Source organism: Paenibacillus sp. 01L418, assembly GCF_056400045.1.
The window spans coordinates 1-12,328 of record NZ_JBFTSN010000173.1 but is presented as its reverse complement, the minus strand read 5'-3'; the positions used below and the strand labels follow the sequence as shown (position 1 = coordinate 12,328).

Here is a 12,328-nt window from a genome sequence, read left to right as displayed (position 1 = left end):
GGGACTGACCCCCATTTGTGAGACAGGGATCAAAACACCTTTCAAGTTTAAACGGCCAATCGCCTATAATCAACCGGCGACTGGTTATTTAGTTTCGTTTGAATACGAATTGCGTTATAGTAAGTGATGTAGTCTCGAACGGTCTGTTCAACGATTGCAGTCGTTGTATGGGTCAACCCTTCGAGGTAGAACGTTTCAGACTTTAGTGTGGAATGAAACGATTCAATGGGGGCATTATCAGCGGGCGTTCCCTTGCGGGACATGCTCATGGTAATGCCTTTTCCTTTTACAGCTTCCTGATACCCCWGCGACGTGTAGACGCTRCCCTGATCGCTATGCAGGATCGCACCAGGCACAGCTGGYAATTGATTGAGTGTATCYAGRACAAAGKCCGTRTCTTGYGTATCRGATAGACTRCTAGCTACRATCTCYCCGTTATATAAATCGAGGATGCTCGATAGGTACATCATTTTTCCRCCGAATGGTAAATACGTAATATCCGTGACGAGTTTATGCATCGGTGCTTCAGCTTGAAATTKCCGCTTTAAYAGGTACTCAGCTACATAAGCAGGCTGCCCTGTWTGCTTYCGTTTCTTTACTCTGACTCGACATTGTAGCTGCTCACATTGCATGATTCGTTGTACGCGCTTGTGATTAATCTTGTRCTTTTTTCGAAGCAGTGCAGTAATCTTTCGGTATCCGTAACGGAATTTATGCTCAGTGCAGAGTTCTCGAATCTCTTCAACCAKGCTRTCCAATGGCCGAGTTTCGTTTTTTGYTCTCCATCGGTAATAGGTAGCACGTGGCACACCCAGCCATGCACAAGCTTTGGTGATCGTAACTTCCCCGTGAATCAACTCAACCAGTTCAACTATGATTTTTGGTGACAACTCCTTTCTAGTTCCTTGTACTTTTTTAGCACATCTATTTGTTGCTTTAAGAACCGATTCTCCGCCTTTATTTGCTCCAGTTCCGAGGTAAACTCAGGTCCCTTACCGTAGCTGTATTGTTTGCCAACAGGCTGCTCTAAACGGTTTAACTCGCCGCTACGATACCATCGCATCCAAGTTTTCACCTGCGTTTCATTTCGTATGTTGAGTTGCTCCATTACCTCTTTGACCGGTATSCCTGCTATTCTCATTTCAATTGCTTTTGCCTTTATTTCCACTGGATAACTTACTCTTGTTGCCAACGTAAAAACACCTCCAAGGTTGTCTCCATATCTTACGACATGGTTGCATTTTCTTGAAGGTGTTTTGATTTGTCTCACGTTATGGGGTCAGTCCCTTCTGCTCATGGCAAAGGGACGTTCTTTTTTTGTCCAAATATAAGGAGGGAACACATCATGCACACTTTTGAACATATGCACACGCTTTTTATTGAGAAACATTTAGAAAAGAGAAGCGGTGAACGCAAAGCGAGATTATTAAGAGGACACAGCTATGGCGAGAAGCTCCTTCTTCAAAATGTATGGTGGCCGGTATTCGGCAATTTTGATTACCTGCACCCAGAATATGAAGTCTATGATCGGAACCGCAAATCGTATTTTCTTGATTTTGCGTTTCTCCCGCCTTTTGGGCGTTTTGATATAGAATGCGACGGTTTTCAGTCTCATGTCAAAGACATGGATCGCGAGAAATTCAGCTACTCACTAAATCGTGACACTTTCTTAACTGCATTAGGCTGGAAAATGATCCATTTTTCTTTTGACGATATTAAAGATCGACCAGAAATATGCCGCTCTTTGCTTCAGCTCGTTATCGGACCTTATTTATTGCAAAAAGTAAATATAAATCCCGTTTCAAAAATTGAAAAAGATTTGCTCCTGCTCGCATGGCAGCTCGGTCGCCCTATTCGCCCAATTGATGTTTGCAACGCGTGGAAGCTCAACTTCCGCACAGCCCGTAAGCTCCTTGCCGGACTAGCTGACAAAGGTTGGCTCCAATCCGTATCCAAAGGGAGAACCATCAGATATTATGAGCTGAAAAAAGACACGCTTGAGCTCTTATTCTAATAGGGCGTAGTGAGGGAATCATGATCAGTATTGCATTTCACCAGTAAACAGCTAATCGGAATTGTGAATTATGGTAGTGATTGCTTTAGTTGATTATGATAGTTAACCGCAATAGTGCATCGCGCTAGTGATTGCGTTAGTTAATTGTGCGAGTTAACTGCAATAGTACATCGCGCTAGTGATTGCGTTTGTTAATTGCTCTAATTAACTGCAATTGTGCATCGCGCTAGTGATTGCATTATTTAATTGTGCTAGTTAACTACAATAGTGCATCGCGCTAATTATCGTGCTATTTAATCACCATTGTGAATTAAGCTATCCTGTAGAAATGCAGGATAGCGGCTGGATTAGCTTAATTCGTAGCATCTATGTTGTATTTATACCATATAGCATCTCATTTATAAGCTTGCAATACCGAATTACGAGCTAGTTCCTGCAGAAATACAGGATAGAGAGGTTTTACTCCTAAATTAGCTTAAGTTACTGCAAATGTGCAGGATAGCCGCATCAATACAACTAGTTAGCCAAATAGACTATAGTAATCAACCGTCAGCAACAACGCGCAACAATCACGGTACGGGATAGCGAGAAAATTCATTTAAAACTAAGGACCAAAGTCCAAAAGCATAAACTCACCCAATAAAAAATCTATAAGTCATTCCTTTTTGGTTCAAATCTAGCAGCCCGTACTCACCTTTAATAAAGAAGCATGCTATTTAACCTACATCTTATGTAAATCCATAGCTGCCTGCAGTGCCAGCCCGCTCCCTAACGAGCAAAGACATCAAAACCTAAAGACCAAAGTGCCAGAACCTAAAGCCCACCAACTAAAATAAATCTACAAATCATACTGCTCTTGATCCAAAACAAACAGCCTGCTCTCACCTTATACAAGGGAGCAAGCTGTTTGATCTACATCCCATAAACATCCATAGCCGCCTGCAGTGCCAGGCCTGCCTCCAACTGATGACCGTGTCGCAGCAGAACGGCTTCCAGCGCGCCGAGCGTAAGCAGCACGTTGCGCTTGCTGCAGCTGTAGCCCATCGTGCCGATGCGCCATATTTTCCCCTTCAAGGGACCGAAGGAGCTGGCGATCTCGATGCCGTAATGATCAAGCAGCATCGAACGTACAGATTCTCCGTCTATGCCAGCCGGAATTTCAATACAAGTAACGACGGTCATTTTGCAGGCGGGGTCGCCGTAGAGACGCAAGCCCATTGCCTCCAAACCAGCAATCAACGCTCCTTCATGCTCACGATGCCGTGCAAAACGCGCCTCCAGCCCCTCTTCCAGCACGAGCCGCAGCCCTTCACGAAGCGCATAAAGCATGGACGTCGCTTCCGTATGATGATTGAGCCGAGCCGGACTCCAATAATCCTGCAGCTGACTCAAATCCAAGTAGTTGCTTTGAATCGGGCGCAGCAGCGGGTCATCCTCGTCGTCAGCAAGAAGCAGCCCTCTTTCAACCTTTTTGCGGCTGAGCAGCTTCACCTCTGCACGTTTATTGTACGTAATCGGCGCCATGCCTGCCGGTACGGATAAACACTTCTGCGTGCCTCCAATTACCGCATCGATGAGCAGCCGATCAGTCGCTACCTCAATACCGCCAATTGTCGCAACAGCGTCCACAATGAAGAGCGCATTCACTTCCCTGCACGCTTGCCCGATGCCTTCGAGCGGCTGCATTCTTCCCGTTGATGTCTCGCCATGCACAAGTGCTACGACATCAGGCTGATGCTCCTTTATGGCATTAACTATTTCCTCCGTTAAAAATACACTGCCCCAATCTTTCTCCAGTGTTACAACCTCAGCACCGCAGCGCTTCGCAATCTCGGTCAGCAAATGGCCGAAGCGTCCATAAATCGGTACCAGCACCTTATCGCCAGGCTCGATCAAGCCTACGAGAACAGCCTCTATCCCCGACCTCGACGTCCCGTCCACAGGGAATGCCCATTCATTATCAGTCTTAAATAATTGGCGCAGCATCTCCATTGTTTCATTCATTAATGCCGTAAACTCTGGGTCAAATTGTCCCAATATCGGATACGACATCGCCCGCAGCACCCGCGGATCCACCTCGACTGGACCCGGTGTCATAATCGTACGCGGTGATGGCGCCAAATCTTTGTATAGCTTCATAGCTCTTCCCCCTCATAGCCTAGTCGATACAGCAGCTCTGTCAGCACGAGTACACCAACCGCAAGCTCCCGTGGCTCTGTATACTCCTCCGGTGAATGCGATATGCCTCGTCTACTTGGAACAAATAACATCGCAGTCGGACAAATATGCTCAAACATTTGTGCATCATGCCCCGCTCCGCTAACCATTCGTTTCGAAGAAATGCCCATTTCACCACAAATATGATCCATATGCTGTTTGAGCACATTATTCATCGGAACCGGTTCTTCCCTAAACCACTCCGTCCCTTGAATCTGCAGCTGCCTCTCACCTGCCAATGCCGTAAAACGCTGTACGATCCAGCGGCAAAAGCTATCGAGAGCCTGTTCATTGGCATGACGCGCATCTACAGTAAATACAACCTTTCCCGGAACGACATTTGGTACATTCGGAAACACCTGCAGCCTGCCAGCAGTCGCCACTAATGGCGATCCAAGCCGCATAGCCTCTTGACGCAGCGCCCCAATCATCGCACTAACCCCTTCAAGCGCATCCCTGCGCATATGCATCGGAGTCGTTCCCGCATGATTCGATTCGCCAATGACTTCAAACTTCAATCTTCGTTGGCCAGCAATTGTTTCCACTACACCGATAGCGACGCCTTCCTGCTCCAGCACCGCCCCTTGCTCGATATGGATCTCAATAAACGCGCCAATATCATGACGGCGGCTATCCCTGCCCGTTCCTTCACCAAAGCCGCATTGCTGCATCGCATCCGCAAAAAATACATCTTGAGCATCCTGCAAATGAACAATTTGCTCAAAGTTTCGTTTGCCGGCGATGCTGCCCGATCCCCAGTAAGCCATCGGAAATCGGCTGCCTTCCTCTTCGCAGAGGGATACAAGCTCCAGCGTTCGCTTCGGGTTGCCGAATTGCTTTTGCAAATAATCAAGTGCAAGCAAACCCGCCGCAATGCCATAGGCTCCGTCATAATGCCCGCCTTGAATAACCGTATCAATATGTGAGCCCGTTATAATAGAAGGCGCATCCGGATCGTCGCCTTGTAATTTTCCGAATAAGTTGCCAACGTTATCAAACTCCGTCGTTAGACCGCAGCTCTCCATTTTGAGCGCAAGCGCTTGCTGCGTCTCCAGCCATCCCTCGGTATAAAGCAGCCGCGTTATGCCGCCTTCTTCATCCGGGCTATATGTTGCCAGCCAATTTAATACTTGCATAACCTGCGTCTCGAAATACGATAATAGCCGTTCCTTCTCTCTCGGATGGGAAAGTACACTTCGCATCATAGCTGCTCCTCCTTCCATTAACTTAAGCCTATTGCCTAACCCACTCGCCTTGCATACTCTCGCTTAACCCTTCCGATTCTTCATAGACAAGGCGACCCCTTACATAGGTAGCCTTTATTTTGCAATGAAGCTCTTCACCGACATACGGACTATGCTTATGACGTTGATACAGCTGCTCCGCTTCCAGCGTATAAGACTTGTTCAAATCAATCAGCACAAGGTCAGCGTCTGCACCAATGCGTATTTCACCCTTCGAATCTTGCAGTCCAAATCGTCTTGCCGGCCCGCTTGCCAGCAGCTCGCTGATCAGCGTGAGCGGCAGCCCCCGCTTCACATGGCCTTCTCCCACAATGAGCTCTACCGAGCTTTGCGCTCCTGCGATACCGCCCCAAGCATCAAAGAAGTTGTCCGCCTCCTTCATCGAGGCTGGACAAGGCGAATGATCCGACGAAATCATATCCACTCGCCCTTCGGCAACGGCATTCCACAGCTTCGCCCGCTCCTTGGCATCTCGCAGCGGCGGAGAGCATTTTGCCACCGCTCCCTTACGATCCAAATCAGCCGCTGTTAAAGCTAAATAATGCGGACAGGTTTCAACCGTAACGTTCATCCCGCGCTCACGCGCAGCCGTAATCAGATTAATGCCCGCCTCGCTGCTAATATGAACAAAATGAAGCGCACAGCCCGTTTGCTCCGCATAAAAGAGTGCCCGATTGATAGCCTCCAGCTCAGCAATAATAGGCCGCGAGGCCACATAGTCAGCAGGCGTCAATCGTCCTTCCGCCCGCATCGCTTGACCAAGCTTAGCAACAATCGGCTCGCTTTCGGCATGAAGGGCTAGCACCTTGCCGAGACCCGCGATGATCTTCATGCCTTCGAACAGCGTATAATCATCCACCTCTCGAAACGCATCCTCACTCGGATCACCCGGCGATGACATGAATGCTTTAAAACCAACCACTCCGGCTTCATCCAAAGGCGCAAGCTCATGCAGCTTGCCAGGCACCAAACCGCCCCAGATAGCATAATCCACATAGGACCGCCCCTCTGCAGCCGCCAGCTTCTGGTGCATACCATCCACAGTGACTGTAGGTGGGATGCCATTTAGCGGCATATCAATATAGGTGGTACAGCCGCCAGCCGCGAGAGCAGCGGACCCCTTCTCAAAGCCTTCCCACTCTCCCAAGCCCGGCTCATTCAAATGGACGTGTACATCAATCATGCCAGCCATAATGGTTAAGCCCGCTGCATCCACTACCAAATTCGCCTCTATATCATCGAGATTCTCGCCAAGCACAACAATACGTCCCGCTTTGATTCCTATGCCCAGCATTCGCACTTCATCCTTCAATACGACGCTGCCGTTTTTGATCAATACATCCAGCTTCTCTCGACCGACCATCTCACCCTCCGCCTTTCATTGCCCAGTCACTTTTATGCCGTTTATGAGCCGAATCTGCCAAATCGCGAAGCAGCTGCGCTGCTAATGAAATAGACCACGGACAACGAGGTCCGCGGCCCTATTAACTACCTATTTGTGTAAAACAAATCTCCTTATGGAGATGAGCATGTTTTAGCCGCACTCTATTTCTATTTCAGTTCTACTTCTATTTCAGTTCCGTAACTATCAAGCTTGCATCTACCTCTTTCAGCAGGCTCAGATCATGATAGGAAGCTGAAGCAGGAATCGATTTGATGTTGCCAACTGATTTCAGATACTCGCCGACAGCAGGCCCATTGCTTCCAAACACATAAGTATCGCTGACTTCCATCGAATACACATTCCGTGACATGATTTGAGTCAGCTCTTCCTCACTAAGGTGCAGCTCAGGCGCTAATGTTTTAATCGCTTCCTCACGGTTGTCATTGATATAATCCGTCGCTTTCTTCAAAGCGCGCAGGACAGCTTTTAAAGTGTTCGGGTTTTTCTTAAGGAAATCATCGGAAACTTGGATCGTCGTATGCACGCTCATCCAATTCACATCACCTTGCTTGTCAGGAAGCTCGCTCTTCGTGCCGCTGAAGAGGAACTTGCCGCCGCCTTGAATCGCCTTCGTAATGAACGGCTCCCAAGCAGCCAGTGCATCGATGTCACCCTTCTCCAAAGCGACAACCGCGTCGCTAGGTGCAAGATTTACATATTTGATTTTGCTTGCATCTACACCAAGCTCTTTAGCCATGTTATTGATTGCAATCGTAACGTCAGCACCGCTTGGAATACCTATCGTTTTGCCTTCAAGGTCCTTCGCGCTCTTCAACTCAAGCTTGCTTGAACCTACAACCGCTTGCGTGCCAGCAATTTGTGCGAGCGGCGCAATGATTTTGACCGGAATGTCTGTTGATTTCAAAATAATATCCATAAAGTTCGTTTGAATACTTACAGGTGCGCTGCCGCCGGCAACCATCGGTCCGATATCCGGCCCGCTCTCGATCAGTTGACTCGTTACATTAAGCCCTTCTTCCTTGAAATAACCAAGCTTGTCGGCAATAATTTGCTGCGATGAGATTTGTGCATCACGAACACCAACTAGCGTTAGATCTTTCATCTCAAGCTCAGTGGATGCCGGCGCATTTGCATTTGCATTTGCTGGCGCCTTCTCGTTGCCGCCGCACGCAGCAAGCACAAAAGTTAACGACGTAAGGACAATTGCAGATTTAAACCATTTTCCCGATTTTTTCATTGGTATTCCCTCCACTTATCTCTTTTTAGTTGTACTGCTTCAGCTTCGTATGTAGCGTTACTTCTCGATGGCATCTCGAAGTCCGCCTTTACGCCAAGCCATTACCCTCTTCTCAACCAGCTTCAGCAGGTAAGAAAACAAGCTATATTCTAGGCCAATCAGAATGATGGCAATGAACATATTCGATATTTTAAAATAATTTCTCGCATCTACGATGATGTAGCCAAGCCCTGATTTGGCCCCCATCATCTCGGAGACGATGAGCGCCGAGAAGGATAAGCCCAGACTCACCTGCGCGCCAACGAGGAAATTCGGAATGGCTGACGGCAGCATCACTCTCGTGAAAATTTGCCGCTCCGTCGCACCCAAGCTGAGCGCAGATCGGATCAGCGTGGAAGGCACCGACTTAAATCCGTCCAGCGTATACACCAGCACCGGGATAAACGTTGTCCACGCAATAAGCAGAACCTTCGGAAACTCGCCGATCCCGAACCAGATAATAAACAAGGGCAGCAGCGCCAAGGTCGGAATCGGGCCAACTAAGTTGAGAATGGGTGAAAACCATCGTTCAACCGTTTTGAACTTGCTCATGATGACGCCAACCCCTACCGCCACCGCACTTCCGATAACAAAGCCAAGCGCAATTCGAATCGTACTAGAGATCAAGCTGTCTGTAATAATCCCCGTCTTCGCGAGCTCCCAGCCCTCCGATAGCAGCATGGTCGGTGCAGGAAGAAAGTTCGGATTAAAAAACTTTGCCGTTTCATTCACTCTAGAGAACAGCTCCCAAAAAACGAAAAACATTATGGATGGGAGGATGTTATATTTCTGAAAAAACTGATTCATTGCCGATGGCCGTTTGCCTCGCGTCTGCTTGCTTATTACCGTCGTCCCCGTCCGTGAGGCCTGCATGCTTCCTGTGTCCTTCACGGTAGATAATTTGGCTCCGTTCATTATGACCCCACCTTTGCTTGCGCTAGCTCCAGATGCTCCTCATCCATAAGAACCCGTTCAATGCGGCTCATCATTTCGCCAAAACCAGCAGAATGGGAAGATCGCGGATGTTTAATTCCGACCTCGAAAATTTCTGCAATTTCACCATGCTTCATCACGACAACACGATCCGCGAGATAAACCGCTTCGCTTATGCTGTGTGTCACGAACAGGATTGTTGGTTTGAGCTGACTGCAAATCTTTTGCAGCTCTACTCGCATCGTCTCTCGCGTCAGTACGTCCAGTGCGCCAAACGGCTCATCCATTAGCAAAATGTCCGGCTTGCTCGCAAGCGCCCTTGCAATGCCTACCCGCTGCTTCATACCCCCCGACAATTCACCAGGATAATGTCCGGCGTATTGTTCCAGCCCTACCAGCTTCAGAAACTCCATTGCGGTTTCCTTCGCCTGTGCTTTTGGCATCTTCTGCACTTCTGGGCCGAAGGCAATGTTGTCCTTTATGGTCATCCAAGGGAATAAGGCATGATCCTGAAATACCATTCCTCTCGACTTGGAAGGCCCCTTAATTTCTTCTCCATCTACGGTAATCGCACCATCATCAGGCAGAAGGTAACCCGCAATCATATTTAACAGCGTCGATTTGCCGCATCCGCTATGGCCAAGTATGCAAATAAACTCATGCGAGTTAACTGTAAGATCTACATTTTTCAAAATCGTTCTGCTTCCAAAGCTTTTCCCAACCTGATTCACCACTAATTTCATTTGTACCAACCCCAATCCCTTGTTGTTGTCAGGTTATATAACACAAAATTGTTTTGTAGCTACATCATAATCCGAATCCATGTCATTGTCATTGTGCATAGTAGCTAAAAATATCCCATGTTCCTTGCATAATCCGCACAATCATATATTTACACCCCGCTGCATAGATGATATATTGTGTCATATAATCTAACATAAAAAGCATTGGCGGTGTGGTTATGCTCCTAAAAGAACTCTTATCTCTCCCGGTATATGCGAATGCAAAAATACTTGCCGGACATGACGGCATGACAAATAGCGTCCAATCGGTCAACATCATGGACGCTCCAGATATTATTAACTATTTGAAACCGCAGGAATTGCTTCTCACGACCGGTTATGCGATGAAGGATCAACCAGAGGCTCTGCTCTCACTCGTCAAAAGCATGGCTGAGTTCGGATGTGCCGGTCTAGCGATTAAGACCAAACGTTTTTTGCAGGAGGTGCCAAGCGATGTGCTTCAGTGTGCGGAAAAGCTTCATTTCCCGATTATCGAGCTGTCTCTGGCACATTCGCTGGGTGATATATGCAATGACTCGCTTAGCCATATTTTGGAGAAGCGCACGGATGAGCTGCATTATGCATTGACGACACATAAACAGTTTTCACAAATGATTATGCAGGGCAAAAGCACCGTCGACGTCATCGAAGCGTTGTCGCTACTTATCGACTCCCCGGTTATGCTGATCAATCCACAAGGCGGACTTCTACATCGTTCAAACGCTATGACAACGGATTTGTATCTTGCATTGTCGTCCGATCTTCAAGCAGAGCTGATCTCACCCTCGCTGCACAGCTCTTATAGCATCCCATTTACTTCTCCAACTTTCATTGGCGCACCTTTTACAGCTGTTGAGCTGTACCCGATTGTTACCTTTCAGCTAGAAGGATTGTTGGTCGCTTTGACGAGCGACAGCAGCAAACACTTCAGCAACTTAACGAAACATGCAATGGAACAAGCCGCCAACGTCATCGGACTCGAGCTTATCAAGAAGCAAGCGGTCAAAGAGCGGTCGCGGCGTTATAAAAATGAGTTTTTCTCCGACTTTGTTGACGGCCTCATTACCTCTGAGCAAGAGCTTATTCATCGCAGCAAAAACTATGATTTGTTGAATCATCCCGTTTACGTCAGCATTGTCGCTAAGCGCGATACCTCTTTTGATTCTTTTCGTCCGCCAAGCGCACTCGAATCTGATGGCCGCTTTATATCTGAGCGCGACCGCCATTACAATGTACTGAAAAGCGAGTTTTCGAAGCTTGATTTGCGTTTTGTACTTTTTACGAAAAACGAATACTTCTGCTTCCTTATCGCACTTAAGGCAAATCAAGATGCTGCCAAAGGCACCGAAGATAAGTTTTTAGGGCAGCTGAAGCAAATGGTGCTTTGCCTAAGCGAGCAGCACGGCATCCCCATCTCGATTGGCATCGGGAATCCGGTATCACAGCTTACACAAGTCCCTTTATCCTATAAGGAAGCGATCGAAGCGCTGCAAACAGGTTACGACGCGCGAAAGAAGCAGTTTGTCCAACCTTACCGCGCCAAAGATTTCAGCAACTTGCTGCGGATGATCCCAAAGGAGGAGCTCAAGGAATATTACGAGGAGACGTTCAAGGATTTATTAAGCATTGAAGGCAAGGAGCGCAGCGATTTAATGAAAACGCTCAGCACCTTCTACGATACGCATTGTCAGCTTGCCGAAACGGCAAAGCAGCTGTTCGTGCATCGCAACACCGTCACCTATCGCCTCGAAAAATGCGAAAGGCTCACCGGCCGCGATTTGCGAGATCCCGTGGAGAGCCTTCGCTTCCGCACCGCATTTTCGATGCAGTTGATGTTCATGACAGACTAAGTGCAAACTTGAGCACTCGACTCGTATTACTTTCCACGCTGTAAGGGCATATTTGTGCTTACCAGCAAGATTTCGAGCTGATCTTATGCCAATTGCACCTAATATGCATATATATGTGCTTATTAGGTGCTAACTCTGGCACTTATGTGCTGTTAGAGCATCCGCGCCCTTAAAGCGGTTAGTCGAGCTTGCCCACCCGCAACGCTCTACCTAACCCCGCGCTTCGCCTTTTTACAGTTCAGCTTGTAGGTTTTTCCGTATGCCTTGCCGTAGCGTACGATTTTCCGAAGCATCGATTGGTCATCAAGCAGTAAGAACGGGCATGGATCAGGCAGCGTATTAACTTCAAGTATCCATGGCTTAAGCTCGCGATCAAGCGCAAGATCGACACCTAATTCCTTAATGCCGGGATACGTCTGGTGGAGCTTCATTGCGGTGAGAACGCCAAGCTTATCCATCCCATTCAACATACGCCGCCTCACTGGCGCACTCATATAACGCCTCAGCAAATACCCTGTTGGATAAATCGTTCCTCCCTGACTGCCATTCGTTACAATTTTCCGAGGATGAGCTACTCTGCCCAAAGTTCCCGTCGCCTCCCAAACCC

Annotated in this window: 10 protein-coding genes; 2 read left to right on the top strand and 8 right to left on the bottom strand. The window is 47.9% G+C overall.

What is annotated here, in order from left to right; genetic code table 11:
• Window positions 1-47: 47 nt before the first annotated feature.
• Window positions 48-1,192 (bottom strand): IS3 family transposase gene (locus tag AC1DSE_RS19615; protein ID WP_477528060.1). Its coding sequence is split into 2 segments (ribosomal slippage): window positions 48-898 and window positions 898-1,192, totalling 1,146 coding nucleotides; the frame shifts between segments, so codons are not numbered across the junction.
• A gap of 153 nt (window positions 1,193-1,345) precedes the next feature.
• Here AC1DSE_RS19615 and AC1DSE_RS19610 point away from each other — a divergent pair.
• On the top strand, window positions 1,346-2,014 hold the full coding sequence (locus AC1DSE_RS19610; RefSeq protein ID WP_477510784.1) for a PDDEXK family nuclease: 669 nt from the start codon (window positions 1,346-1,348) through the stop codon (window positions 2,012-2,014).
• Window positions 2,015-2,926: 912 nt separating this feature from the next.
• Here AC1DSE_RS19610 and AC1DSE_RS19605 read toward each other — a convergent pair.
• The 6 genes from AC1DSE_RS19605 to AC1DSE_RS19580 all read right to left on the bottom strand — a co-directional run bounded on the left by AC1DSE_RS19605 (window position 2,927) and on the right by AC1DSE_RS19580 (window position 9,832).
• Window positions 2,927-4,153, bottom strand: coding sequence for a pyridoxal-phosphate-dependent aminotransferase family protein (locus AC1DSE_RS19605; protein WP_477510783.1), 1,227 nt, complete (start codon window positions 4,151-4,153; stop codon window positions 2,927-2,929).
• Window positions 4,150-5,436 (bottom strand): allantoate deiminase, encoded by a 1,287-nt coding sequence (gene allC, locus AC1DSE_RS19600; protein WP_477510782.1) that lies wholly within the window; start codon window positions 5,434-5,436, stop codon window positions 4,150-4,152. The genes AC1DSE_RS19605 and allC overlap by 4 nt, the downstream gene beginning before the upstream one ends.
• Window positions 5,437-5,464: 28 nt before the next feature.
• Window positions 5,465-6,838 carry an allantoinase gene (locus AC1DSE_RS19595; RefSeq protein ID WP_477510781.1) on the bottom strand — a complete coding sequence of 458 codons (1,374 nt, stop codon included), beginning with the start codon at window positions 6,836-6,838 and terminating at the stop codon, window positions 5,465-5,467.
• A gap of 205 nt (window positions 6,839-7,043) precedes the next feature.
• Window positions 7,044-8,117 (bottom strand): ABC transporter substrate-binding protein, encoded by a 1,074-nt coding sequence (locus AC1DSE_RS19590; RefSeq protein WP_477510780.1) that lies wholly within the window; start codon window positions 8,115-8,117, stop codon window positions 7,044-7,046.
• Window positions 8,118-8,174: 57 nt separating this feature from the next.
• On the bottom strand, window positions 8,175-8,963 hold the full coding sequence (locus AC1DSE_RS19585) for an ABC transporter permease (RefSeq protein WP_477510790.1): 789 nt from the start codon (window positions 8,961-8,963) through the stop codon (window positions 8,175-8,177).
• Between the two features lie 107 nt (window positions 8,964-9,070).
• Window positions 9,071-9,832: an ABC transporter ATP-binding protein gene (locus AC1DSE_RS19580; protein WP_339206353.1), complete on the bottom strand. Its 762-nt coding sequence runs from the start codon at window positions 9,830-9,832 to the stop codon at window positions 9,071-9,073.
• Between the two features lie 218 nt (window positions 9,833-10,050).
• On the opposite strand from AC1DSE_RS19580, the gene AC1DSE_RS19575 reads away from it, so the two are divergent.
• The gene (locus AC1DSE_RS19575; protein ID WP_477510779.1) at window positions 10,051-11,721 is read left to right on the top strand and encodes a PucR family transcriptional regulator; all 1,671 of its coding nucleotides are present in this window, start codon (window positions 10,051-10,053) and stop codon (window positions 11,719-11,721) included.
• Between the two features lie 206 nt (window positions 11,722-11,927).
• On the opposite strand, the gene AC1DSE_RS19570 is transcribed toward AC1DSE_RS19575, so the two are convergent.
• Window positions 11,928-12,328, bottom strand: a 401-nt coding sequence (locus tag AC1DSE_RS19570; RefSeq protein WP_477528059.1) for a YheC/YheD family protein, incomplete at its 5' end; no start/stop codon positions are given.